This is a genomic window from Cryptosporangium japonicum, assembly GCF_039524755.1.
GTDB lineage: Bacteria > Actinomycetota > Actinomycetes > Mycobacteriales > Cryptosporangiaceae > Cryptosporangium > Cryptosporangium japonicum.
In genome coordinates, this window is record NZ_BAAAGX010000023.1 from 14,340 (window position 1) to 39,003 (window position 24,664).

Sequence of the window (24,664 nt, forward strand, 5' to 3'; positions counted from 1 at the left end):
AGCAGCATCAACTTGTACCGCTGCCCACCGAGAGGTGTTCGCCATGTCTCCGCGGGATTCCGGGGCACCGCCGCCCGAGCGGTCCCCGCAGGACCACCATCCGGAGCCGGAAGTACTCAGCGGCTCGAGCTGGAACTCCGACGCGACCGCGCCGCCCCGGCGGCCGCTGTTCGTGCGTCGGCCGGCTCTGCGCTGGGCGTTCCCGGCCGCCGTACTGGTGCTGGCGCTGACCATCGGTGGTGTCAGCCGGTTCCTCACCGCCGCCGACGCGTCTCCCGCGCTGCCGCCGCGCACCGCGGCCCAGCTCCTCGTCGATCTGCAGACCGCGGTTCCGCACCCGCTCTCCGGCACTGTCGTCCAGAAGTCCGACCTCGGTCTGCCGAACTTCTCCGGCGCCGGGTCGCAGGGCAGCTCGGACTTCACGTCGATGCTGACCGGCACCCACACGCTGCGCGTCTGGTACGGCGGGGAAGACAAGCAGCGGGTCGCGCTGGTCGGCTCGCTCGGCGAGTCCGACGTCGTCCGCAACGGCAACGACGTGTGGACCTGGTCGAGCCAGAAGAACGAGGCCACCCACACCCGGCTCACCGACGAGGACCTGAAGAAGGTCCAGCCGTCGGGTTCGCCGCTGCCGAGCACCCCCCAGGACGCCGCCGACCAGGCGTTGGCCGCGATCTCGCCGAGCACCGAGGTCACCACCGACGGCACCGCGAAGGTCGCCGGCCGGGCCGCGTACGAACTCGTGCTGAAGCCCAAGGACCGAGCCAGCCGCGTCGGTCAGGTGCGTCTCGCGATCGACGCCGACAAGAAGATGCCGCTGCGGGTCCGGATCTACGCGCGGAACGCGTCCAAGCCCGCGTTCGAGGTCGGTTTCACCCAGGTCTCGTTCTCCGCGCCCGACCCGGCGCAGTTCACGTTCACCCCGCCGCCCGGCGCGACCGTCACCGAGCAGCCCGTGGCCGCCGCCGAGCACCCCGCGATCAAGGACCGGCTGACGGTGGTCGGCGCCGGCTGGACGCAGGTCGGCATCCTGACCGGGCTGGACTCCCCCGGGTCCGGCGACACCCGGACGAAGTCGATGCTCGATCTGCTGCCGAAGGTGAACGGCGCCTGGGGCAGCGGCCGCCTGCTGGAGTCCGACCTGCTCTGCGCGGTGCTGACCGACGACGGCCGGCTGGTGTTCGGCGCCGTCGACCCCGAGCGGCTCTACGAGGCGGCGAAGCGGTGACCGCGCCCGCGGTCGAGCGTCCGCACCGGCGTTCTCCCGACGCGGACGCCCACGCGGTCACCACCGTGGGTCTGACCAAGCAGTTCCGGGGTGGGCAGGTCGCGGTCGACCACGTCGACCTGGCCGTGCCCACCGGCGCGGTCTACGGCTTCCTCGGGCCGAACGGCTCGGGGAAGACCACGACGATCCGCATGCTGCTCGGCCTCACCCGCCCCACCGCGGGCACCCACCGGCTGCTCGGCGGCCGGATGCCCGAGGACGCCGCCACGCTCCTGCCGCGGGTGGGGGCGCTGGTCGAGGGGCCGGCGTTCCACCCGCACCTGTCCGGGCTCGACAACCTCCGCCGCCTGGACGCGGTCGACCGCACGGCCGACCCGACGACCTCGCGGGCCCGGATCGGCGCCGCGCTGGACCGGGTGGGGCTCACCCCGGCCGGGCGGAAGAAGTACCGGGTGTACTCGCTGGGCATGCGCCAGCGGCTCGGGCTCGCGGCCGCGCTGCTGCGTCCACGTGAGTTGTTCGTGCTCGACGAGCCGACGAACGGACTGGACCCCCAGGGCACCCGCGAGGTCCGGACGCTGATCGCGGAACTCGCCGCCGCCGGCACCACCGTGATGCTCTCCACCCACCTGCTGGCCGAGGTCGAGCAGGTCTGCACGCACGTCGGGGTGATGAACTCCGGACGCCTGGTCGCGCAGGCGCCGCTGGCCGAGTTGCGCGCCGGCACGGCCACCCGGGTCGAGGTCGAGACCGACCGCCCGGTGGACGCCATCGCGACGATGCAGCGGCTCGAGCTGCCCGACGTCGTCGTGCAGGGGCGCCGGGTCGGCGCGGCGCTCGGTGAGCTGCCGTCCGACCGGGTCGTTGCCGCCCTGGTGTACGACGGTGTTCCGGTCCAAGGCTTCCGCGTGGTGGTGCCGGACCTCGAATCGGTGTTCGTCGGGCTCACCGGGGAGGGCTTCGATGTCAGCGGCTAAGCAGTACGCGTTGGTGCCCGGAGCATTCGTGCCGGTGCCGACGCTGCGTCCGTCGCGTGCCGCGGCCGTCGACGACGTTCCCGCGCTCACCACCGGGTTCCCGGCCGGACGGATGTTCCGGTCGGAGCTGCGGCTGATGTTCGGGCGGCGCCGGAACCAGGCCGCGCTGGCCGTGCTCGCGGCGGTGCCGATCGTCATCGCGGTGGCGGTCCGGTGGTCGGGCCCGCGTGGCGGCGGCGAAGGACCGGCGTTCCTCTCGCTCGTGAACGGCAACGGGCTGTTCGTGGCGTTGGCCGCGCTCACCGTCGCGCTGCCGCTGTTCCTGCCGCTGGCGATCTCCACCACCGCCGCGGACGCGATCGCGGGCGAGGCCTCGCTCGGGACGCTGCGGTACCTGCTGACCGTGCCGGTGAGCCGCACCCGCCTGCTGCTGACGAAGTTCGCCGCGGTGATCACGTACACGTTCGTCGGCGTGCTGGTGATCGCGGTGGCCGGCGTCGCGATCGGGCTGCTGCTGTTCGGCGCCGGGCCGGCCGCGTTGCTCTCCGGCACACCGGTGGGGTTCGGCGAGGCCGTGCTCCGGCTCGGGATGGTCTGCGTCTACCTGACGCTGTGCCTGGTGGCGCTGGCGGCGGTCGGCCTGTTCGTCTCGACGCTCACCGAGCAGCCGATCGGGGCCACGATCGCCGTCGTGGCCACCGCGATCACGTCGCAGGTGCTCGGCGCGGTGCCGCAGCTCGAGGTGATCCACCCGTTCCTGCTGACGAACTACTGGACCGACTTCGGCGAGCTGCTGCGTGACCCGATCTCCTACGGCGCGCTCGTACCCGGGCTGGTCAGCGCGCTGATCTGGACCGCGGTGTCCGCCTCCGCCGCGTGGGCACGGTTCGGCTCGAAGGACGTCACCTCGTAGTCTTCGGCCGTGGCGGTTACCTGGCGCGCAGCGGCTGACGAAGCTCTGTACGGGCCGGGCGGGTTCTACCGCGTGAACCGCCCGGGTGCGCATTTCCGCACGTCGGTGCAGGCCGCCCCGGATCTGTTCGCGGACGCGATCGGGGAACTGCTCGCACGGGTCGACAGTGCGCTGGGGCAGCCGGATCCGATCGACCTGGTGGACGTGGGGGCCGGCGGCGGGGAGTTGTTCTCGGCGCTGTCCGTGCCCGGCGCGCTGGGGCGGCGGCTGCGGTTGACCGCGGTGGAGCGGGGGCCGCGCCCGGCCGGGGTCGGGTACCGGTGGGGCCCGGAGATTCCTCCGGTGGACGGGCTCCTCGTGGCCAACGAGTGGCTCGACAACGTGCCGGTGGACGTGGCCACCCGGGACGCGTCCGGCGTCGACCGGGTGGTTCTCGTGTCGCCGTCGGGCGAGGAGACGCCGGGCCCGGTCGTCTCGGGCGCCGACGCGGCGTGGCTGGAACGCTGGTGGCCGCTTCGCGCACCCGGGGACCGGGCCGAGATCGGGCTGACGCGCGACGCCGCCTGGGCCGCGGCCGTGGGACAGGTGCGGCGCGGGCTGGCCGTCGCCGTGGACTACGGGCACGTGGCCGGCGCGCGTCCGGTCGGCGGCACGCTCACCGGCTACCGGGGTGGACGGCAGGTGCCGCCGGTACCGGACGGCAGCTGCGACCTCACCGCGCACGTGGCGATGGACTCGCTCGCCCCCGGTGCCCCGCTGCGGCGGCAGCGTGACGTGCTGCGTGCGCTCGGCCTCTCGGGCGGGTTGCCCCCGCGCGAACTGGCGAGCGCCGACCCGGCGCGGTACCTGCACGCGTTGAGCTCGGCGTCCCGGGCCGCCGAGCTGCTGGCCCCCGACGGCCTGGGAGCGTTCTATTGGCTGCTCCAGCCGCTAGGGGAGCACGGCCTGAGCCGCGATCTGGATCTCGGCCTCGGCGTCCCAGAAGCGGCGGACCTCGCTGACCGAGAGGGCGGGCATGAGCCCGCCGAGGCGGGCGCGCCAGACGTGACCGATCGGGCGTGAGTTGGCTTTGTAGTCGTCGATCGAGGTGACCTGGATGGTGATGCTGACCAGGTGCTCGGCCGAACCGCCGGCGGCGGCGAGCGCGGAGAGCAGGTTCGCCACGGCCCGGTCGAACTGGCCGACCAGCCCGCCGTCGACGATCCGGCCGTCGAGGTCGACGCCGGACTGCGCGGCCAGGAAGACCAGCTGGCCGGTCGCGATCGTCGCGTGCGAGTAGCCGCGTGGTGCGGGCAGGTCGAACGGGTTGACCCGGCGGATGGCCTCGGGTTCGCCGGTGGGGGTGCGGCTCACCGCCGGGGCGCTGCGCGACGCCCGTGCGCGCTCCGGCACCGACACGATCCGGCCCGACGTGCGCTGGGCGGCGTCGGGGCGGATCGGCTCGCCGACGACCGCTCGCCCGGCCACCGGCACCGAAGCCCGAGCCGCCGCCCGTGCGCGCTCACCGGTGTCGCTGACCCCGCGCGGACGGTCGGTGATCTCCCCGCTGCGACGCAGGTGGTCACCCGTGTCGGCGGACCCACGCGGACGGTCGGTGATCTCCCCGCTGCGACGCAGGTGGTCACCCGTGTCGGCGGAGCCACGCGGACGGTCGGTGATCTCGCCGCTGCGGCGCATCCGGTCGCCGGTGTCGGCCACGCCCCGGGGGCGGTCGGGCGTGTCCATGCTCCGGCGCGAGCGCTCACCCGTGTCGGCGACGCCGCGCGGCCGGTCGATGATCTCGCCGCTGCGACGCAGGGGGTCGTCCGCGGCACCGCGGGGCCGGTCGGAGCGGCGGGGCAGCACCCGGCCGCCGTACTCGCCGTCGTCACCGGGTTCGGGGCGGCGCTGCGAGGGCACGCGCCGGGGCCGGTCCAGCTCGTCGGGGTGGCTCCGGCGCCCCTCCCGGGCCGCGCCGCGCGCCGGGTCGTCACGCCGCGCCGCCGACCGGCCCGGTGGCATCTCGTCGGAGTCGCCGAACGAGGACCGACGCTCACGCCGGGAAGGCCGCTCGCCGCCCAGCGGATCCGGCGACTCCACCGCCCCGAGCGGATCGGTCAGTGGATCCGGACGCCGTCGCGGCTCGCCGACCGACGGCGGGCTGTCCCACGAGTCCCGCCGCGAACGACGTCGCGACAGCTCGGGATGATCTGCCGCGTCGCGCGCCCGGTGCCGGCCGTTGGAACCCACATCGTCGGTCACTCCGAAGCTCACGCCCAACCGTCCCAGCGACTCTCGAGACTCGTACCCTGACCCGTCTGCGCGCCCCTCGGGCCACTTCGGCGTGGCCACGCTCCGTCCGGTGCGGACATCTTCCGCTTCGAAGCGGCACCGGGGCAAACCGAGTTGGCAGACACCCTACGACGCCTCCGCGCTCGTTCGTGGCGGAACCGGACGATGCGCCGACGCCGCGGTCACACGGTGACCCGCAAAGCCTCCAACCCGCGGATCACGAAGCCGCCCTTCCAGCGCGGCTCCTCGGCCAGCGCCAGCCCCGGCACGCGGCGCAACATCGTCTCGAACGACGTGCTGAGCTCCAACCGGGCCAGCGGCGCACCCAGGCAGTAGTGAATGCCCGCGCTGAACGAGATGTGCGGGTTCGGGGTTCGGCCCAGGTCGAGCCGCGAAGCGTCGGGGAACACCGCGGAGTCCCGGTTGGCCGACCCGAACAACAGCGCCACCTCGTCGCCCCGCGGGATCCGGACACCGTGCACCTCGATGTCCTCGAGCACCCAACGCTCGAACAGCTGCAGCGGCGTGTCCCAGCGCATCAGCTCTTCGATCGCGGTGCCGACCCCCACCTCACCGGCACGCAGCCGGGCCAGCTCGGACGGGTTGCGGAAGAGCGCCCACCAGCCGTTCCCGGTGACGTTCACCGTCGCCTCGTGTCCGGCGTTGAGCAGCAGGACGCACGTGCCGACCAGCTCGGGGTCGGTGAGCTGGTCACCGGCGTCGACAACGGTCGCGAGCGCGCTGATCAGGTCGTCGCCGGGGTTCTTGCGACGCTCGGCGGCGAGTGCGACCAGGTAGTCGGTGAACTCGATGCTGGCGCGCACCGCCTTCTCCTGCGCCGCCGCCGACGGGCGCAGCTCGTACATCCCGCAGATGTCCGCCGACCAGGGCCGCAGCAGGTGCCGGTCGGCCTCGGGGATGCCCAGCATCTCGGCGATCACGGCCACCGGCAGCGGCTCGGCCACGGTCTCGATCAGGTCGACCGGCGTCCCGTCCGAGCCCGCGTCGAGCAGCGTCGAGACCAGCCCTTCGGTGTACGAACGCACCCAGGGTGCGAGCCGCTCGACGGTCCGCGGGGTGAACGCCTTCGACACCAGGCGACGCAACCGGGTGTGGTCGGGCGGCTCGCGGTCGAGCATCCCGTTGTTGTTCAGCGTCCAGAACGGCTCGAGGTGGTCCGCCGGCGCCTCGTGGCCCATCTCGGCGTGCGTCGCCACGTGCAGGTAGGACCGGCCGAGGCGGCGGTCACGCAGCAGCGCGTCGACGTCGGCGTGGCGGGAGATCACCCATTGCCCGGTGCGCTCGAACCGCCAGACCGGCGCATGGGCACGCAGGTCGGCGAACACGTCGTAGGGCCACGCGACGAACTCCGGCGACCAAGGGTCGAACGCCGGGGCGAGAGAACCGGTCATCCCACCACGCTAACTGCCGTTCTGGGACGATGAGCAGGTGGAGCTCACCGTAGGCGTCGGAAGCGGCGCCGATCAACTGGCGACCGCCGACATGGTGCTCAACATCGGCCCCCAGCATCCCTCCACGCACGGCGTCCTGCGGCTGCGCCTGGTGGTGGACGGCGAGCGCGTGATCTCGGCCGAGCCGATCATCGGCTACATGCACCGCGGTGCTGAGAAGCTGTTCGAGGTGCGCGACTACCGGCAGATCCTGATGCTGGCCAACCGGCACGACTGGCTGTCGGCGTTCTCGAACGAACTCGGCGTGGCGCTGGCCGTCGAACGGATGATGGGCATCGAGGTGCCCGAGCGGGCCACCTGGCTGCGGACGTTACTGGCCGAGCTCAACCGCGTGCTCAACCACCTGATGTTCCTCGGCTCGTACCCGCTGGAGATCGGCGCGATCACGCCGATGTTCTACGCGTTCCGCGAGCGCGAGACGCTGCAGGCGGTGATGGAGGAGGCCTCCGGCGGCCGCATGCACTACATGTTCAACCGGGTCGGTGGCGTCAAGGAGGAGGTCCCGGCCGGCTGGACCACCCGGGCCCGCCAGGCCGTCGCGGACGTCCGCCGCCGAATGGTCGACCTCGAGAAGATCATCCGGACCAACGACATCTTCCTCGCGCGCACGGTGGGCATCGGTGTCCTCGCGCCCGACGTGGCCGCCGCGTACGGGGCCAGCGGTCCGGTCGCCCGCGCGTCCGGGCTCGACTTCGACCTGCGTCGCGACGAGCCGTACCTGGCCTACGGCGAGCTCACCGACGTCCTCGACGTGGTCACCCGCACCGCCGGTGACTGCCACGCGCGCTTCGAGATCCTGCTCGACCAGGTGCACGTCTCGCTCAACCTCGCCGACGCCTGCCTGGACCGGCTGAGCACGGTCGGCGGGCCGGTCAACGTCCGGCTGCCGAAGGTCGTGCGCGCGCCCGAGGGCCACACCTACGCGTGGACCGAGAACCCGCTCGGCATCAACGGCTACTACCTGGTCTCGCGCGGCGAGAAGACGCCGTGGCGGCTGAAGCTGCGCACCGCGTCCTACGCGAACGTCCAGGCGCTGGCGACGCTGCTGCCGGGCACGCTGCTGCCCGACCTGGTGGCGATCCTCGGCTCGATGTTCTTCGTCGTCGGCGACGTCGACAAGTAGGTCACCAGGACCGGTAACGCCCGCTGTCCTCGTCGATCGACGCGTGCCGGGCCCGTCGTCCGGCGGCGTTGTCGTCGGAACCGCCGGACGGAGCCTGCGGAAGGTGCTCGAGGCTCGGCAGCTCGAACTCCGCCGACGGCTCGGCGACCGTCGAGTTGGGCCCGGAGCGCGGCGACGACGACTGCCACTCGGGCGCGGGCGCGACGTCGGGCAACTCATCCCAGCGCTGCTGGGCACCGAACCCGTTGCCCGAGCCGAAGCCCGTGCCGGCGCCGAACCCGTTGCCGGACCCGAACGCCGGTTCGGAAAGGGCCTGGCCGCCGACGCTGTACGGCACGTCGAAGACGTCACCGGTGATGGCGCCGGTGATCACCTGGGGATCCTCCCGGTTGAAGCGCTGCGAGCCGGTGTCCCAGCCGTAGCTCCCGGAGTCCCAGCTGTTCGTGTTGTCGCGCCACGAGGACCACTCGCTCGCCGAGCTCCGATCGGTGTCCCGCGAGTTCTCGGACCGTGGGTCGGCGTCCCGGGGGTCGGCGTTGCGCGGATCGGCGCCGCGGGCCGGCTCGGCGTCCCGACGGGGTGCCTCGCGCCGGTTCGACTCGGTGCGGGCTCCCTCGGCGGAGTTGCCCGAACGGTCCCAGAACTCGGCGTAGTCGATCGTGCCGTGTTCGCCGGAGTTGTCCTTCGCCCGGTCGTCGGTCGTACGCGAACCGTAGACGCCGGCGTCGATGCGCTGCGGCGTGTACGCCGGCGGGGCGTCGTCGTAGTCGATCATCTCGTACCCGGCGGAGTCCTCTTCCGGGGCCCGGCGCCGGCCACCGCTGCGCGGCTCGCTCGGTGCGTCGCCGCCGTAGGTGCTCGCCTGGTACGACTGGTACCGACCGGCGCCCTCGTCCGCCTCGGGGCGGCGACGCCCGTACTCGGTGCCGCCGTACTCGCTGCGGGCGCCGCCGTGGTCGGTGCGGGCGCCGCCGTGGTCGGTGCGGGCGCCGCCGTGGTCGGTGCCGCCGTACGTGGTGCCGCCGTGATCGGTGCTGCCGCGGTCGGAGCTGCCGTACTCGGTGCCGCTCGAGCGGCGCCCCGAGGCGGCGGGCTCGGCCTCCGCGGGCCGGCGGGGCCAGTTGCCGGGGTTGTCACCGGTGTCGGACGGGCGGGCGCTGCCGTACGTGCCCGCCCCGTAGCGGACCGGTTCCTGCCGCTGACCGGCGCCGGTGTCGTCGCTGCCGCCGAACCAGTCGTAGCCCGGTTCGGGCGACGGCATCTCGCCGCCGGCGGCGATCGCCCGCATCGGACGGTCGCCGCGGCCGCGGGCGTCGACCGGGTAGTCGTCCTCACCGGCCGGTAAGGCACCGGTTAAGCGATTGAGCCGCGTGGACTCCGCCCGCAGCACGCTGTCGCGCCGGGTGGCCTCCAGCTCGCGGTGCACACGCTCGAGCTCGCGGTGGACCGAGACCTCCACGCCACGACGCAGCGAGTCGATGTCGTTGCGCAACTGGTTGACCTCGGTACGCAACTGCTCTTCGACGTCGTCCTTGACCATCGCGGCGTCGTCGCGGAGCACGACGCTCAGACCGATGATGACGACGGAGAACACCGCGAGCACCGCGGCCGCACGCAGCGGGCCGACGCCGCTGCCGAGAACCAGGAGCAACGCCGCGAGCGGAGCGATGGCCACGCCGACCCAGAACAGCTTGCCGACGTGTCGGCGGAATCCCGGGGTGGAGGGTGCGCTTTCGCTCTCCCCACGCTCCGGGGGCGGTAGATGAGGCGGCGGCATGTGATCGAGGTTAGCGAGTCGCTCGCCCGCCGTCCGAGTTCTGGGCGATTCGGAAGGGGGCTGGGGTGCCGGTTCGTCCTTCTTGTCGGAAGCGTTGGCGTCCACACCGGACGGTTCGCCCGACTTTGCCTCGTCGGTCGACGAGGGGGCACCGTCCGCAGCCGGTCCGACCGGCTCCGAAGAGCGTGCACTCTGCGGATTCACAACGCCACGGTAACCCGATCAACCCACAACGGTGTGCCGCCGACGACCGTAAACCTCACTATGCGTGATTAATAATTCCCCCTTCGCGGTTAACTTCCGCGTAATTCAGCAGGACGTCCCGGGGTCGACGACGGTTTTAGTGACCGTCGCCACGCCGGCCTCAACCGCCCAGCGACACGACCCGATCGGCGGCCAGCGCGGCGAATTCCGTGTCGCCGGTGGTGACCAGAACCGCGCGGTCCGACCCCGGTTCGGGCCGGAGCAGCTCGGCCAGCGCCGCCGCCTCGCCGGCCTCGAGGCCGGCGGTCGGGTCGTCGAGGACGAGCAGTTCGGGGGCGACGAGCAACGCACGGGCCAGCACCACCCGCAGGTGCAGCGACACCGGGACGGCCGCCAGCTCCGCGTCGAGGTGGTCCCCCGCACCGAGCCGGGTCAGCACGTCGCGGGCGAGCCGGCGCAGTTCCTCGCCGCGCAGCCGGAGCTGGGCCCCGCCGAGCAGCGCCACGCCCATTCCACCGTGCCGTCCGGCCGGCACGGCGGCGACCGGCGGCACCCCGGCCGCGCCGACGAGGACGTTCTCCAGCACCGTCAGCCCGCCGTAGAGCCCGACGCCCTGCAGTGTCCGGGCCAGCCCGCCCAGCGTCGTCAGGCGGTGCGGACGCGGGCGCAGCGCCGAGCCCCGCCAGGTGATCTCGCCGGCTTCCGGGCGCTCGAAGCCGCAGACGGTGTCGAAGAGCGTCGAGCCCGCTCCCCCCACGACCGCGACGACCTGTCCCGGCTCGACGCCGAGCGACAGGTCGTCGAGCGAGCCCGCTCGACCGGCACGCGTCCGGACACCGGATAACTGAAGAACTAGGGAAGATGACGTCACAGGCATCCGGTCCCCCTCGGAGGCGACGAACCGTCAGCTGCCGAGTATGTGGTAACCGTCACATCACTTGCAAGACATGTTCCGGTTACCACTCGGGGTCAAACCGGACGCCGTCCCAGACGCTCCATCACCCGGGTCACGACCAGCCCGAGAATGATCGCGGCACCCGAGATCACGGCGCCGAGCCACTTGTCCGCACCGACCAGGTCGAGGTGCAGGCGCACCAGCCCGAGCAGCGTCGCGGCCAGTACGACACCGAAGATCCCGCCGCGGCGGCCGTGCGCGCTCACGCCGCCGAGCAGCGCGACGCTGAAGCCCACCATCGCCAGCTCGGCCATCCCGGTGTAACCACCGGCGCTGGTGCCCCGGGTCGCCGCGTCGAGCAGCCCGGCCGACGCGGCCAGCGCACCCGACCCGGCCAGCGCGCCGGCGGCCGCGATCGACGCCACGAACCCGGCCCGCTTCGCCGGGTCGCCGGTCGGGCGGGACCGGCCGACGAACCGCCGGAACGACGGCAGCGCGAGCAGCAGACCACCGAGCACCGAGATCCCGGCCGCGCCGATCAGCCACCACTCGGCCGACACGTGGACGTCCGGCGTCTCGCCGCCGACCGGGCGGGCGTCGTAGCCGACGAGCGCGGGAACGACCCCGGAGAGCACACCGGCCACCCCGAGGCTCACCGCCCAGCTCGGGACGCCGAACGTGGTGCTGATCAGCGCGATGACCAGACCGGCGAGCGCTCCGCCGGCCAACGCCATCGCCAGCGCCTCACCGAACGGGTGGCCCTCGGCGCCCACCAGCCAGGCGTAGTCGGCACCGGCCGCGATCGCGATCGCTCCGATCGCGACGTTCGGCATCCCGCCGCGCAACGAGAGCGCCGCCGCGCTGCCGAGCAGGATCGCGGTGGCGACCCACAGCATCAGGGCGGGCCCGGCGTCGCCGCGGAAGACCTGGTCGTCCTGGGCCAGGACGAGCAGCACCTCGGTGATCACCGCGGCCGCCAGCACGATTTCCCAGATCAGGTGCGGCCAGAGCCGATCCCGCACCGGGGGTTCCGGCGCGGCCGGCCCGGCGAACGTCGGCGGGGCCGGCGGCTCGTACGGCGGCGCGGGCGGCTCCGGCACGTCCGGGACGACCGGAACCCCGTACGGCGGCGTGTTGCCACCCAGCATCTCGGTCGGAGTGTCCGAGTTGGCCACGCGGAAGTCGTAGTCCGGCGCTTCCTCGTGCTGGCCGGGCAGCGTCAGCGTTCCGCCGTCGCGGTCGTCGATCCCCGGATCGTCCTCGTGCTGCTTACGCACCGTCTACCTCCTCGGTCGCAGTACTGCGCCCCGACCCCCGTCGTCCCCGAGGGTAGACGGAGTCTCCTATTCCGGGTGTTCGAGGAGATAGTCGATGAACGCGGCGCGGATCAGCGGCTCGGAGTCGCCGTACTGGTGACCGGTCAGCTCCCGCCAGAGACCGACGGCCTCCTCGATCGTGCTGCCGAGCGTCCCGAGGCTCTCGTCGTTCGACTCGGTCTCCCGTGCGCTGGGCAGACGCTGGATCAGGTCCCAGAAGAAGCCGACGTCCCCGCGCTTGCGCGCCCGGGAGAACGCGCGCTCACGCAGCTCCTCGGTGGACAGCGCGTCCAGGGTGGCCAGATCGCTCATCGATACATCCTTCGATCAGGACTCTTCGTCGTCAGGTGGATCCGGGATGCGGCAGCACCGCTCCAGCCAGAGGGCCGCGCCGACCAGCAGCACGGCGGCGATCAGCCCACCGGTGCACTCCGGCACGTCGTCAGCGGCGGCGGCCAGGCGCTCCCGCTCACTGAGCAGGAACAGCAGCAGACCGGCGTAGAGGCCGACGAACAGCGCACCGCCGAGCGAGGACGCCTTGGCCAGCGCGGCGAACCGCGCAACTGCCAGCGGCTCGACCGGGCCCGCGCCCTCCTGGCGATCGATCCGGGCCCTGGTGGCCCGCGCCGCGATCAGTTCGAAGATCGCCAGGAGGGCCAGCGTCAGCGCCGGGAACCAGGTGAACATCGGCAGGTCGCCGTAGAACCGATTGGCCAGCGCCCACGCCGCCACGCATGCGACCAGCACGACCAACGCCAGGCTGCCGGGTCGCGTCGGGGTCAACCGCGGGGTCGGCGTCGGCGGGCTGGGGGGCGGAGTCACTCCGATTCACCTCTCCAGGCTCAGGTCATCGCGGCGGCGGACAGTGCCCCGTTCATCTTCCGGCAGTGCGTCGACGAGCTCACGCACCGGGCCGCGCCCGGCGAGCACCGCGTCGGGTTCGACCGCGAGCCAGGGCACCAGGACGAAGGCCCGCTGGGACGCCAGCGGGTGCGGCAACGTCAACGACGGGTCCGCCGAGAGCACGGGTTCGCCGTGGTCGTCGTGCACCTGCACGACGTCCACGTCGAGCGTTCGCGGGCCCCATCGCACGTCACGCACCCGACCGGCGGCCTGCTCGGCCTCCCGGACGAAGGACAGCCAGCCGGCCGCGTCGCGCCCGGCGTCGTCGGCCACCACGATGGCGTTCAAGTAATCATCCTGGGGCACCGGTCCCCAGGGATCGGTTTCGTAAACCGGTGAGACGCTCGCGCCGGGCAACGCGGCGACGACACCGGCCAGGTTCGCCAGCCGATCGCCCAGGTTGGACCCGATCGAGAGCACCACGCGGGTCATCGGGACCGCCGGATCGTCACGGCGACGTCGCCGAACTCCAGCGGGATCGGCGCTTTCGGCTTGTGCACGGTGACCTCGGCGGCGCTCACCCTGGCGTCGTCCAGGCACACGTCGGCGAGCCGGGCCACCAGCTTCTCCAGCAGGTTCACCGGCTCGCCCGCCACCACCGCGGCCAGCTTCTGCGCCAGCTCGCCGTAGTGCACGGTGTCGGTGACGTCGTCGGTCTCGGCGGCCGTGCGTGTGTCGAGCTCGAGGACGACGTCGACGACGAAGGGCTGGCCCTCGCGGCGCTCGAAGTCGAAGACGCCGTGGTAGCCGGTGACCGTGAGCCCGGTCAGCACGATCCGGTCGGTGGTCACCCGCGGGCCCTCCGGTACGCCTCCAGCACCGCGATCGCGTCGACGCTCGCCCGGACCCCGTGCACACGCACACCCCAGGCGCCGGCCTGCGCGGCGAGCACGGTGATCGCCAGCGTGGCGTCCTCCCGCTCGTCCACCGACCGGGGCTTGCCCTCGTCGTCGGCGAGCAGGCGGCCCAGGAACGACTTCCGGCTCGCCCCGACCAGCACCGGGAAGCCGAGCGCCTGCAGCACGTCCAGGCGGGCCAGCAGCTCCCAGTTGTGCACGCCGGTCTTCGCGAACCCGAGCCCGGGATCCAGGATCAGCGCGTCGGACGAGACCCCGGCCGCGAGCGCCGCGTCGACCCGCGCCGACAGCTCGTCCCGAACCTCGGTGACGACGTCGTCGTACTGGGCCAGCGACTGCATCCGGCGGCTGTGACCACGCCAGTGCATGAGGATCCACGGGCAGCCGGCGTCGGCGACGACCGCGCCCATCCGGGCGTCGGCCAGCCCACCGGAGACGTCGTTGACGACCGTCGCACCGGCCTTCAACGAGGCTTCCGCGACGGCGGCGCGGGTCGTGTCGATGCTGACCGCGACGCCCGCCGAAGCGAGCTCGCGGATCACCGGCACGACCCGTTCGATCTCGACGTCGGCGTCGACCCGCTCGGCTCCGGGCCGGGTGGACTCACCGCCGACGTCGACGTAGTCGGCACCCTGGCCGACCAGTTCGAGCGCGTGCGACACAGCGGCGTCGAGGTTCTCGTAACGCCCACCGTCGGAGAACGAGTCGGGCGTCACGTTGAGGACGCCCATCACCCGGCAACGGTCGGGTACGTTCACCGACCTGATCCGAGGATCAGGCTCATCGCCTCGGCCCGGGCGGCCTGGGAACGCTGGAACCAGCCGCGTACCGCCGACGTGACCGTGCGGGCACCGGGCTTGCGGATGCCACGCATCGACATGCACAGGTGCTCGCACTCGACCACGACGATGACCCCGCGCGGATCGAGCTTGGCCATCAGCGTGTCGGCGATCTGCGACGTCAGCCGCTCCTGCACCTGCGGACGCCGGGCGTACGCCTCGACCAGCCGGGCGAGCTTCGACAGCCCGGTGATCCGGCCGTCCTCACCCGGGATGTATCCCACGTGCGCGACACCGTGGAACGGCACCAGGTGGTGCTCGCAGGTCGAGTAGAGCTCGATGTCCTTGACCAGGACGAGCTCCTCGTGGTCTTCCTCGAAGACGGTCGTGAGCAGCGTCGACGGGTCGACGCGCAGACCGGAGAAGATCTCCGCGTACGCGCGCGCGACCCGGGCCGGCGTCTCCCGGAGACCCTCGCGGTCGGGGTCTTCCCCGACCGCGGTGAGGATCTCCCGGACGGCCCGCTGGATCCGCGGCAGGTCGACGGCGTCCGCCGCCGACGTGCCACCTTCACCAGCGGGCGTCAACGCGTCCGACGCGACCGCTTCCGTGCTCAGCGCAGGTCTCCCGCCCCCGACGGGCCGGAGTGGCCCGTGCCCGGCCAGCCGGGCTGACCCGGCTGCTGCGGGCCGCCGAGCGTGTCGCTCTGCGGAGGCAGCGGGTCGGTGAGCGGGTCGCCCGGTGCCGGCACCGACGCGTCGCTACCGGGGCTGATCGTCACCCCGGGCTCGTCGTCCGGAGCCGCGTGCGCACCACCGTTGGCCCGCAGGCCGTTCGAGCCGTTGGCCAGCCGCGCGGTCGCCTCGTCGGCGGCCTTCTTCTGCAGCTCGGCCACCTCGGCGGCCGTCATGACCGGCGGTTTGTCGCTCGGCGCCCGCTTGCCGAACCCGTTGAACGGCGACATCGGCGGCCGCTTCTGCACCCGCGCGCAGATCCGGGCCATGTCGTCCTTGCTCAGCGTCTCCTTCTCCAGGAGCTCGAGCACCATCGCGTCGAGAACGTCGCGGTACTCGCTCAGGATCTCGTACGCCTCGTCGTGGGCGAGCTCGATCAGAGCGCGGACCTCGCCGTCGATCTCCGCGGCGATCGAGTCGGAGTAGTCACGCTGGTGACCCATGTCCCGGCCGAGGAACGGCTCGGAGTCGCTGGTGCCGTACTTGATCGCGCCGAGCTTGGCGCTCATGCCGTACTCGGTGACCATCGCGCGGGCCATGCCGGTGGCCTTCTCGATGTCGTTGCCGGCCCCGGTGGTGGGCTCGTGGTAGACGAGCTCCTCCGCGGCCCGGCCGCCGAGCGCGTACGCCAGCGTGTCGATCATCTCCGACCGCGTCTGGGTGTACTTGTCCTCGGTCGGCAGGATCAGCGTGTGGCCCAGCGAGCGGCCACGCGGCACGATCGTCAGCTTGTGCACCGGCGCGGAGTGGGGCAACGCCCAGGCCACGAGCGCGTGACCGCCCTCGTGGTAGGCGGTGACCTTGAGCTCCTTGGCGCTCATCGCCCTGGTCTTGCGCTCCGGACCGGCGATCACCCGGTCGATCGCCTCTTCGAGGTACTCGTTGGTGATCGCCTTCTTGTCCTGCCTGGCGGTCAGCAGCGCGGCCTCGTTGATCACGTTCGCCAGGTCGGCGCCGGTGAAGCCCGGCGTGCGGCGGGCGATCGTGTCCAGGTCGACGTCGGGCGAGAACGGCTTGCCCTTGGCGTGCACCCGCAGGACGGCCTTGCGGCCCTCCAGGTCGGGGCGGTCGACCGCGATCTGCCGGTCGAACCGGCCGGGACGCAGCAGCGCGGGGTCGAGGATGTCGGGCCGGTTCGTCGCGGCGATCATGATGATGCCGCCCTTGACGTCGAAGCCGTCCATCTCGACGAGCATCTGGTTCAGCGTCTGCTCGCGCTCGTCGTGGCCACCGCCGAGGCCGGCGCCGCGGTGGCGGCCGACCGCGTCGATCTCGTCGACGAAGATGATCGCCGGAGCGTTCTGCTTGGCCTGCTCGAACAGGTCGCGGACGCGGCTGGCACCGACACCCACGAACATCTCGACGAAGTCGGAACCGGAGATCGAGTAGAACGGCACCCCGGCCTCACCGGCGACGGCCCGGGCGAGCAGCGTCTTACCGGTACCGGGCGGGCCGTAGAGCAGGACGCCCTTCGGGATCTTCGCGCCGATCGCCTGGAACTTGGCCGGGTTCTGCAGGAACTCCTTGATCTCGTGGAGTTCCTCGATCGCCTCGTCCGCCCCGGCGACGTCGGCGAACGTCGTTTTCGGGGTGTCCTTGCTGACCAGCTTGGCTTTCGACTTGCCGAAGTTCATGACCCGGCTGCCGCCACCCTGCATCTGACTCATGAAGAGGAAGAGCAGGACGACGACCACCAGGATCGGAAGCACGGTGATCAGCAGCGTGACGAAGATCGACTCCTGGGTGACCTTCGTGTCGAACGCCGGTCCACCGTTGGCCTCGGACTTCTCCGAGAGAAGCGAGAACACGTCGTCAGCGGACTGCGACGGGAACGACGCTTCGATCTTCTTGTCGCCGCGGTAGTCGTTTTTGAGTTCCAGGCGAAGGATCTGTTCCTTGTCCTGGAGCTGCGCTTTGTTGTAGTTGCCCTCGCGCACCTGTGCCAGAGCGACGGAGGTGTCGACCTTCTTGTAGTCGCCGTCACCGGTGAACAGTGAGCCCAACAGGAGCGCGACCAGGATCATCAGGATGATCCAGACCAGGGGCCTGCGGATGAAGCGGGTACGTTCCATGCTGCGTGCGGGGTGCTCCGAAAAGCAGAGTCCCGGCCCCTCCCGATTCTCAGGCTATTAGGCGCGTGTCGGTGTGCACTTCAGGTGGTTCGACGGGCGTAATACTTGTTGGTCACCCGGTTCGAGAAGCGTACTCCGCACCCACCGGCGGTGCAGGTGGCTGGTAGCCGCCTCCGAGACAACGGGTGAACCCTGGTGACCGTTCCCGTGTCCGGTCAGGCAGCGCCGTAAACCTCCGGCTTCAATACTCCGACAAAAGGCAATCCGCGGTACCGCTCGTCGTAGTCGAGGCCATAGCCGACGACGAATTCGTTCGGGATGTCGAATCCGACGTGGGCCACCTCCACCGGCACCTTGACCGCGTCGGGTTTGCGCAGCAGCGCGACCACCCGCACCGAGGCCGGGTTCCGGCTGGCCAGGTTGCGCAGCAGCCAGGACAGCGTCAGCCCGGAGTCGATGATGTCCTCGACGACGAGGACGTGGCGTCCGGCGATGTCGCGGTCCAGGTCCTTGAGGATGCGCACCACGCCGGAGGACGTGGTCGAGGATCCGTACGAGGACACGGCCATGAACTCGACCTCGGCCGGGTGCCGTAGCTCGCGGGCGAAGTCGGCCATGAACACGAACGCACCCTTGAGCACGCCGACCAGCAGCAGCGGGCTGTCGGCGTCGGCCTGGTAGTCCGCCTCGACCTTCCGGGCCAGCTCGGCGATTTTTTCCTGGATGTCGGCGGCCGAGACGACCACCCGCTCGATGTCGGCCGCGTACGGGCCGTCTGACTCTGGGCTCGTCACGTTCCGCAGCCTACGGAAGGCGGTCATCCCGGCGCAGGGCACCCCGCACCCGGGCGATCCGGATACCGGTGGGCAGGTGCACGGGCCCTTGCCCACGCCAGCGGGTGACCAGTGCGTCCACGGCGTCGACGTGCGCCGACGCCAGCGAACCGGCCGGAACGCCCAGTTCCAACGCCCACCGGTGCAGCACCCGGCCGCGCAGGGCCGGGTGGGCGGCGGCCAGGATTCGCGCGTCGAGCACGCGGTGGACGCCCCCGGCCGGGTCCGGCACCGTCGCCCGGTCGAGCAGGTCGGCGGCCAGGTCGTCGAGCAGGTCGGCGTCCGCGCGCAACAGGGTGGCGCTGCGCGCGAGACCGGCCAGCAGACCCCCGCCGGCCGCCTCCTCGAGCGCGGGCAGCAACGCACGCACCCGCGACCGGGCGTAGGCGGGATCCACGTTGTGCGGGTCGTGCCAGACCGGGTGCTCCTCGACGGCCTCGTGCACCAGCGCACGCGGCAGACCGAGCAGCGGACGGCGGTAGACGCCCCGGACCGGCGCCATGCCGGCCGCCGACCGGGCCCCGGACCCGCGGGCGAGCCCGAGCAGCACGGTCTCGGCCTGGTCGTCGGCGGTGTGGCCGAGCAGTACCGCGGCCGCTCCGTGCGCGGCGGCCGCGGCGTCGAGCGCCGCGTACCGGGCGTGCCGGGCCGCGGCCTCCGGGCCGCCACCGGTGCCGACCGACACCCGCACCGCCACCGACGGCTCCAGCCCCAGCTTCGTGCCCCAGGTCGCGACCTCGGCCGCACGCTCCGCCGAGCCGGGCTGCAGCGCGTGGTCGACCGTCACCAGCCCGGCCGACCGGCCCGCCCGCGGCGCCTCGAACGCCGTGGCCGCGGCCAGCGCGACCGAGTCGGGGCCACCCGAGCACGCGACCAGTACCAACGAGCCGGTCGGCAGGTCGCGCAGCGCGGCCCGGACCGCCACCCGGACGGCCGCGACCGCCGGCGGTGGCCCGACCACGGCGACCTAGTTCGGGGAGACGGTCGGCCCGACCACCCGCGCGACCCAGGCGTCCGGGTCGGCGATCTCCGACGAACGCGGCAGCGTCTCCGGCGACGTCCAGATCAGGTTGAACCCACCCATGCCGACCCGCTCGACCACCTCGGCGACGAACTTCCGGCCCTCGGCGTACTGGCGCATCTTGACCTCGATGCCGAGCAGGCGCCGGACCAGCTTGTCGAGCGGGTTGCGGGCCGCGCGGCGCTGGTTGAACCGGGCCCGGATGCTCTCCACGGTCGGCACCACGTCCGGCCCGACGCCGTCCATCACGAACTCGGCGTGCCCCTCGACCAGCGTCATCAGCGCGGTGAGGCGGTCGACGACGGCGCGCTGCGCCGGCGTCTGCACCAGGTCGAGCACGGACGCCTTCGAGTCGGGGTTGCGCACCGCGTCGGCGAGCGCCGAGATGCCGTTGCGGACGCGGTCCGCGAGCGCGTCCGGGTCGAGGTCGGTGGCGTCGACGAACGCGCTGACCTCGGAGAGGAAGTGGTCACGCAGCCACGGGACGGCGGTGAACTGGGTGCGGTGGGTCACCTCGTGCAGGCACACCCAGAGGCGGAAGTCGGTCGGGTCGACGCCGAGCTTGCGCTCGATCTCGACCACGTTCGGCGCGACCAGCAGCAGATGGCCCGGCGCGCCGGAGAAGACCTCGTACTGGCCGAGCACCTTGCTGGAGAAGAACCCGAGGATGGTGCCGACCTGGACGCCGGTGGCCTTCTGCCCGACGACCTTCACCGCGGTGCCGACCGGCCCGAACGCCGACGGCTTCGACGGCGACGCGGACTGGAGCTTCTCGATCACCGGGTCCATCACGACCTGCAGGCCCTCGACGTTCGACCGGACCCAGTCGGTGCGGTCGACGACGCGCACCGGCGGGTGCTCGACCTGCGCGGACAGCCCGGTGTAGGCCGCGACGTGCCGCTCGGCGACGTCGGTCAAGCGGCGTAGCTCGAGCACCACGTCGGCCGCTTCGGTGACGCTCACCCGCGGGCCACCACCGGTCAGCGTCGCGGCGGTGGTGACCGCCAGTTCCCAGTCCACCATCTGCGTCATCTCTTCACGGTACGGGTGATTCGCACGTACCGCCCAACGGTCACTTGCACCCACACTTGGCCAGGGTCGCGGCGATCTGGTCCAGCGCGGCCTCGGCGCTGTCCGTGCCGCCACTCGGAACACCGTTCGCCACCGCGGCGAACGTCAGGATCCGGCCCTCGACCGTGACCGTCATCCCGGCCAGCGAACTCACCCCGGAGAGCGTTCCGGTCTTGGCCCTGACGATGCCGACGCCCGCCGTGGCCGAACTGCCCCCGAACCGGTCGGCGAGCGTGCCGCTGTAGGACGCGACCGGTAGCCCCGCCAGCAGCGTCCGCAACTGCGGGTGCCCGGCGCCGACGGCCTTGGCCAGCAGCGACGTCAGCAGGTTGGGGGTGAGGCGGTTGAGCCGGGAGAGCCCGCTGCCGTCACGCAGGCCGTACCCGGCCGTGTCGATGCCGGCCTCGTCGAGCACGGCCTTGCGCGCCTGGGTGCCGCCGTCGAACGTCGCCGGGAGGCCCTTCTTCACGGCGGTCAGACGCAGCATCGCCTCGGCGATCACGTTGTCGGACTCGGTCAGCATCGCGTCGACGATGTGCGAGAGCGGCGGCGACTGCAGTTCGGCGACCGCCTCGGCGCCGTCGGGGGCCGTCCCCTGGACGACCTCGGCGTCCCCGGCGCCGAGCAGGCCGGCGAAGCGCTGGCCGACGAACAGGTCCGGGGTGAGGGTGCGCGCTCCCTCGTGGTCGGGGGTCGGTTCGACCCGCGCGCCGTTCGCGGTGAGCGCGTTCACGTGGGCCGAGTAGTTGCCCGAGATGATGTCGTCGTCCCAGCCGGGCCCCTCGGTGGGCCCGCTGAACAGCGTGCTGTCGACGACGATCCTGGTGACCGGTGCTCCGTTGAGCGCGGCCTTGACGTCCTTCGCGAGCACGTCGAGCCGTGCTGACCCTGGGTAACTCATCTTCTCGCCGAACGCGAGCGTCGGATCGCCGCCGCCGACGATCACGATCTCACCCTCCGTAGCGCCCTTGACCACTTTCGTAGTCAGCCGGTGCGCCGGACCGTAGGCCAGCAGCACCCCGGCCGCAGTGACGGTCTTGGTCGTCGAGGCCGGAGTGACCGGTGTGTCGGCATTTCTGCTGAACAGCGTGGTCCCGTTTTCCGCGTCACGCACCGACACGGCTACGCTGGACCCGAGCCGGGAGTCCGTGAGCAGGGCGGACAGCGCAGTGGTGAGTCCGGCCTCGGTAGGTGGCTCCGCGGAGTCGTCGTCCGGGGTCAAAACCGCTGGTGGATCGGTGAACACCGGTCCAGCGGCGACGGCGGGTACGAGTACTCCGTCGCGCCCACTGTTCACCTCGCTCGCGCCACCGCGCGCGAACCACAACAGGTCTGTCACCAGCACGGCGGCGAGGACCCAGCAGAGGGTGAGCCACAGCACAGAGTGGCGGCCGATCTGCATATCCTCCCCAGGTACTGGTTCCCGACCTGCGAGACACTAGTCGCAATCAGTGCCCGAAGCGGTGAGGAGTCCAGCCCGTGGAGTTCGACGTCACGATCGAGATCCCTAAGGGTCAGCGAAACAAGTACGAGGTCGACCACGAGACCGGGCGCATCCGTCTGGACCGGATTCTCTTCACGGCGACGCAGTACCCCGCTGACTACGGGTTCATCGAGGAGACGCTCGGCCAGGACGGCGACCCGCTGGACGCGCTGGTCCTGCTGCAGGAGCCGACGTTCCCCGGCTGCCTGATCCGCGCCCGCGCGATCGGCATGTTCCGGATGAAGGACGAGAAGGGCCCGGACGACAAGGTCCTCTGCGTCCACGCGAACGACCCGCGCCAGGAGCACCTGCGCGACATCCACCACCTGCCGGAGTTCGACCGGCTGGAGATCCAGCACTTCTTCACGGTGTACAAGGACCTCGAGCCCGGTAAGTCCGTCGAGGGTGCGCAGTGGGTGGGCCGGGCCGAGGCCGAGCGCGAGATCGAACTGTCCCGCAAGCGCGCTGCCGACGCCGGCCACGACGCGTTCACCGGCACCGGTGACGAGCACCCGCCGTCGGAGTAACCGCGCTTAGGGGATGATGCCCCGGTGACTTTCGACGCTGTACGACCGGCCGGGGACGACGAACTGGCGGGCCTCGCGGAGGTCGAGAAGGCCTCCGAGGCGCCCTTCACCGAGGCGGGCATCACGATGCCCGCCGACTACGTCTCCGCCGACGAGCTGCGCAAATGCGCGGTCGTCCTGGTGGTTCCGGGCCCGTCGGGTGCGCCGGTCGGCTTCGCGGCGGTCGACGCCGTGGACGGCGCGGCGCACCTGTCGCAGTTATCGGTGGACGCGGCGTACGGGCGCCGGGGCCACGGGCGCGGCCTGCTCGCCGCGGTGATCGGCTGGGCCAGGCGCGGTGGGTATCCCGCGGTCACGCTGACGACGTTCCGGGACATCCCGTGGAACGGCCCGTTCTACCGGCGGTACGGTTTTGTCGAGCTCGACGAGGCCGACCTGACCCCCGGCCTGCGCGAGGCCCGCGACCACGAGATCGCGATGGGCCTGGACGACCTGTCCCCTCGCTGCGCCATGCGCCGCCCGCTACGCGCCGACGCTTGAGCGGTCCCGTTTCGGCGGGCTAGGGCACGCCGTTCGGGGACCGGTCCCGTTTCGGCGAGCTAGGGCGCGCCGTTCGGGGACCGCTCCCGTTTCGGCGGGCTTGGACGCGCCGCCCGGGGGCCGGTCCCGTTTCGACGAGCTAGGGCACGCCGTTCCGGGACCGCTCCCGTTCGACAGGCTTGGACGCGCCGCCCAAGGACCGGTCCCGTTTCGACGAGCTAGGGCACGCCGCCCGGGTCCGGTTCCGTTTCGGGCCGCGACCGAGCGCCATCGAAGCGGTCCCGTTCCAGCAGGCTTGGGCACGCCGTTCGGGGACCGGTCCCGTTTCGGCGGGCATGGACGCGCCGCCCAGGGACCGATTCGGTTCCGGCCGCGACCAAGCGCCATCGAAGCGGCCCCGTCCCATCAGGCCTGGACACTCCGCCCAGGGACCGGTCCCGTTTCGGCGGGCATGGACACGCCGCCCAGGGACCGATTCGGTTCCGGCCGCGACCAAGCGCCATCGAAGCGGCCCCGTCCCAGCAGGCCTGGACACGCCGCCCAGGGACCGGTCCCGTTTCGGCGGGCATGGACACGCCGCCCAGGGACCGATTCGGTTCCGGCCGCGACCAAGCGCCATCGAGGCGGCCCCGTCCCATCAGGCCTGGACACTCCGCCCAGGGACCGGTCCCGTTTCGGCGGGCATGGACACGCCGCCCAGGGACCGATTCCGTTCCGGCCGCGACCAGGCGCCATCGAAGCGGTCCCGTTCCAGCGAGCTAGGGCACGCCGTTCGGGGCCCACTCCCGTTCCGACGAGCTAGGACACGCCGCCCAGGACCGGTTCCGTTCCGGGCCGCGACCAAGCGCCATCGAAGCGGTCCCGTTCGGGCGCGCTATAGCCCGCCCGAGCGAGACCGCTTAGGGTCACGCCCTGAACGGGCCGCCCAAAGTGCCACCTCCGTCGACGACCAGCACCGCACCCGTGGTCCAGGAGCTGGCGTCGCTGGCCAGGAACAGCGCGGCGTTCGCGATGTCCGTGGGCTGGCCGAGACGCTGCAGCGGCCACGGGTACTTGGCGTCATCCCCGGCGCCCTCCCAGAGCGCCCGCGCGAAGTCCGTCTTCACCAGGCCGGGCGCCAGCACGTTGACCCGGACGTTCGGCCCCACCTCGGTGGCCAGCTGCTGCGACAGGAACACCAGCGCCGACTTCGTGACGCCGTAGATCGCGAGCGGCCCACCCGGCCGCAGCCCGTCGATGCTCGAGATGTTGATGACCGAGCCGCCGTGCTCCTTCATCCAGCCCCGGTACGCGGCCTGCGTCCAGATCAGCGGGCCGCGGAGATTCACCTCGAACGTCTTGTCCCACGCGGGCAGCGAAGCGTCGATGACCGGCCCCATGTACGGGTTCGTCGCCGCGTTGTTGACCAGCACGTCGAGCCGCCCGAACCGCTCCACGGTCTCGCGGACGACACGCTCGGCGTCCTCCTCCTTGCCGGCGTGCGCGGCGATCGCGTGCACCGACTCGGGTGCGCCGATCTCGGCCGCCGCCTTCTCCAACCCCTCGGGCTTGCGTGCCGTGATCACGACCTTCGCCCCGGCGTCGACGTAGGTCTTGGCGATCGCGGCACCGATGCCGCGGGAGGCGCCGGTGACGACGGCCACGCGCCCTTCCAGGTTGATGTCCACG

General features: G+C 72.0%; 23 protein-coding genes and 1 pseudogene. 7 read left to right on the top strand and 17 right to left on the bottom strand.

All coding sequences use genetic code 11. The features are described 5' to 3' along the window. Positions 1 to 43: 43 nt before the first annotated feature. From ABD437_RS27955 to ABD437_RS27970, 4 genes are read left to right on the top strand one after another with little or no spacing between them, the layout of a single operon-like run. Positions 44 to 1,228, top strand: a complete 1,185-nt coding sequence (locus tag ABD437_RS27955) for a LolA family protein (protein ID WP_344651921.1) — start codon at positions 44 to 46, stop codon at positions 1,226 to 1,228. Then, the gene (locus tag ABD437_RS27960; protein WP_344651922.1) at positions 1,225 to 2,205 is read left to right on the top strand and encodes an ABC transporter ATP-binding protein; all 981 of its coding nucleotides are present in this window, start codon (positions 1,225 to 1,227) and stop codon (positions 2,203 to 2,205) included. The genes ABD437_RS27955 and ABD437_RS27960 overlap by 4 nt, the downstream gene beginning before the upstream one ends. After that, positions 2,192 to 3,118 (top strand): ABC transporter permease, encoded by a 927-nt coding sequence (locus ABD437_RS27965; RefSeq protein ID WP_344651923.1) that lies wholly within the window; start codon positions 2,192 to 2,194, stop codon positions 3,116 to 3,118. The genes ABD437_RS27960 and ABD437_RS27965 overlap by 14 nt, the downstream gene beginning before the upstream one ends. Before the next feature lie 9 nt (positions 3,119 to 3,127). Then, a complete protein-coding gene (locus tag ABD437_RS27970; RefSeq protein ID WP_344651924.1) occupies positions 3,128 to 4,180 on the top strand; it encodes an SAM-dependent methyltransferase in 1,053 nt (350 codons plus the stop codon). Here ABD437_RS27970 and ABD437_RS27975 read toward each other — a convergent pair. Both ABD437_RS27975 and ABD437_RS27980 read right to left on the bottom strand, forming a co-directional pair. Next, positions 4,127 to 5,119, bottom strand: a pseudogene (locus ABD437_RS27975) (Rid family hydrolase); the annotation flags it as partial. The gene ABD437_RS27970 and the pseudogene ABD437_RS27975 overlap by 54 nt on opposite strands. Positions 5,120 to 5,571: 452 nt before the next feature. Continuing rightward, complete coding sequence (locus tag ABD437_RS27980) at positions 5,572 to 6,801, bottom strand: cytochrome P450 (RefSeq protein WP_344651925.1); 1,230 nt, start codon at positions 6,799 to 6,801, stop codon at positions 5,572 to 5,574. A gap of 91 nt (positions 6,802 to 6,892) precedes the next feature. Here ABD437_RS27980 and ABD437_RS27985 point away from each other — a divergent pair, with 91 nt between their 5' ends. Then, complete coding sequence (locus ABD437_RS27985) at positions 6,893 to 7,984, top strand: NADH-quinone oxidoreductase subunit D (RefSeq protein ID WP_344652223.1); 1,092 nt, start codon at positions 6,893 to 6,895, stop codon at positions 7,982 to 7,984. 1 nt (position 7,985) lies between these two features. Here ABD437_RS27985 and ABD437_RS27990 read toward each other — a convergent pair whose 3' ends face one another. From ABD437_RS27990 to dacB, 14 genes are all read right to left on the bottom strand, one after another. Further along, on the bottom strand, positions 7,986 to 9,761 hold the full coding sequence (locus ABD437_RS27990) for a hypothetical protein (RefSeq protein ID WP_344651926.1): 1,776 nt from the start codon (positions 9,759 to 9,761) through the stop codon (positions 7,986 to 7,988). A 364-nt stretch (positions 9,762 to 10,125) separates the two neighbouring features. Beyond that, positions 10,126 to 10,842, bottom strand: a complete 717-nt coding sequence (locus tag ABD437_RS27995; protein ID WP_344651927.1) for an ATP-binding cassette domain-containing protein — start codon at positions 10,840 to 10,842, stop codon at positions 10,126 to 10,128. 92 nt (positions 10,843 to 10,934) lie between these two features. Next, positions 10,935 to 12,137: an ABC transporter permease gene (locus tag ABD437_RS28000; protein WP_344651928.1), complete on the bottom strand. Its 1,203-nt coding sequence runs from the start codon at positions 12,135 to 12,137 to the stop codon at positions 10,935 to 10,937. Between the two features lie 66 nt (positions 12,138 to 12,203). Next, the gene (locus ABD437_RS28005; protein ID WP_344651929.1) at positions 12,204 to 12,488 is read right to left on the bottom strand and encodes a hypothetical protein; all 285 of its coding nucleotides are present in this window, start codon (positions 12,486 to 12,488) and stop codon (positions 12,204 to 12,206) included. Positions 12,489 to 12,503: 15 nt separating this feature from the next. Further along, the gene (locus ABD437_RS28010; RefSeq protein ID WP_344651930.1) at positions 12,504 to 12,998 is read right to left on the bottom strand and encodes a DUF3180 domain-containing protein; all 495 of its coding nucleotides are present in this window, start codon (positions 12,996 to 12,998) and stop codon (positions 12,504 to 12,506) included. Positions 12,999 to 13,004: 6 nt separating this feature from the next. Beyond that, positions 13,005 to 13,511: a 2-amino-4-hydroxy-6-hydroxymethyldihydropteridine diphosphokinase gene (gene folK, locus ABD437_RS28015; protein ID WP_344651931.1), complete on the bottom strand. Its 507-nt coding sequence runs from the start codon at positions 13,509 to 13,511 to the stop codon at positions 13,005 to 13,007. Continuing rightward, positions 13,508 to 13,870, bottom strand: coding sequence for a dihydroneopterin aldolase (gene folB / locus ABD437_RS28020; protein ID WP_344651932.1), 363 nt, complete (start codon positions 13,868 to 13,870; stop codon positions 13,508 to 13,510). The genes folK and folB overlap by 4 nt, the downstream gene beginning before the upstream one ends. Then, positions 13,867 to 14,667, bottom strand: coding sequence for a dihydropteroate synthase (folP, locus tag ABD437_RS28025; RefSeq protein ID WP_344652224.1), 801 nt, complete (start codon positions 14,665 to 14,667; stop codon positions 13,867 to 13,869). Before folP ends, folB begins: the two co-directional genes overlap by 4 nt. 23 nt (positions 14,668 to 14,690) lie before the next feature. Continuing rightward, entirely contained in the window at positions 14,691 to 15,302 is a 612-nt protein-coding gene (folE, locus tag ABD437_RS28030; protein ID WP_344651933.1) for a GTP cyclohydrolase I FolE, read from the bottom strand. A 26-nt stretch (positions 15,303 to 15,328) separates the two neighbouring features. Continuing rightward, complete coding sequence (gene ftsH, locus ABD437_RS28035; protein WP_344651934.1) at positions 15,329 to 17,521, bottom strand: ATP-dependent zinc metalloprotease FtsH; 2,193 nt, start codon at positions 17,519 to 17,521, stop codon at positions 15,329 to 15,331. 215 nt (positions 17,522 to 17,736) lie between these two features. Next, positions 17,737 to 18,342, bottom strand: coding sequence for a hypoxanthine phosphoribosyltransferase (gene hpt, locus ABD437_RS28040; RefSeq protein ID WP_425558267.1), 606 nt, complete (start codon positions 18,340 to 18,342; stop codon positions 17,737 to 17,739). Further along, complete coding sequence (gene tilS, locus ABD437_RS28045) at positions 18,326 to 19,315, bottom strand: tRNA lysidine(34) synthetase TilS (RefSeq protein ID WP_344651936.1); 990 nt, start codon at positions 19,313 to 19,315, stop codon at positions 18,326 to 18,328. Before tilS ends, hpt begins: the two co-directional genes overlap by 17 nt. 6 nt (positions 19,316 to 19,321) lie before the next feature. Then, the gene (locus ABD437_RS28050) at positions 19,322 to 20,407 is read right to left on the bottom strand and encodes a zinc-dependent metalloprotease (RefSeq protein WP_344651937.1); all 1,086 of its coding nucleotides are present in this window, start codon (positions 20,405 to 20,407) and stop codon (positions 19,322 to 19,324) included. Positions 20,408 to 20,447: 40 nt separating this feature from the next. Next, a complete protein-coding gene (dacB, locus tag ABD437_RS28055) occupies positions 20,448 to 21,848 on the bottom strand; it encodes a D-alanyl-D-alanine carboxypeptidase/D-alanyl-D-alanine endopeptidase (RefSeq protein ID WP_344651938.1) in 1,401 nt (466 codons plus the stop codon). A gap of 77 nt (positions 21,849 to 21,925) precedes the next feature. On the opposite strand from dacB, the gene ABD437_RS28060 reads away from it, so the two are divergent. Together ABD437_RS28060 and ABD437_RS28065 are read left to right on the top strand one after the other, a co-directional pair. After that, a complete protein-coding gene (locus ABD437_RS28060) occupies positions 21,926 to 22,456 on the top strand; it encodes an inorganic diphosphatase (protein WP_051569607.1) in 531 nt (176 codons plus the stop codon). A 24-nt stretch (positions 22,457 to 22,480) separates the two neighbouring features. Continuing rightward, positions 22,481 to 22,996: a GNAT family N-acetyltransferase gene (locus ABD437_RS28065; protein WP_344651939.1), complete on the top strand. Its 516-nt coding sequence runs from the start codon at positions 22,481 to 22,483 to the stop codon at positions 22,994 to 22,996. A 905-nt stretch (positions 22,997 to 23,901) separates the two neighbouring features. On the opposite strand, the gene ABD437_RS28070 is transcribed toward ABD437_RS28065, so the two are convergent. Continuing rightward, positions 23,902 to 24,663, bottom strand: coding sequence for an SDR family oxidoreductase (locus ABD437_RS28070; protein ID WP_344651940.1), 762 nt, complete (start codon positions 24,661 to 24,663; stop codon positions 23,902 to 23,904). Between the last annotated feature and the right edge of the window lies 1 nt (position 24,664).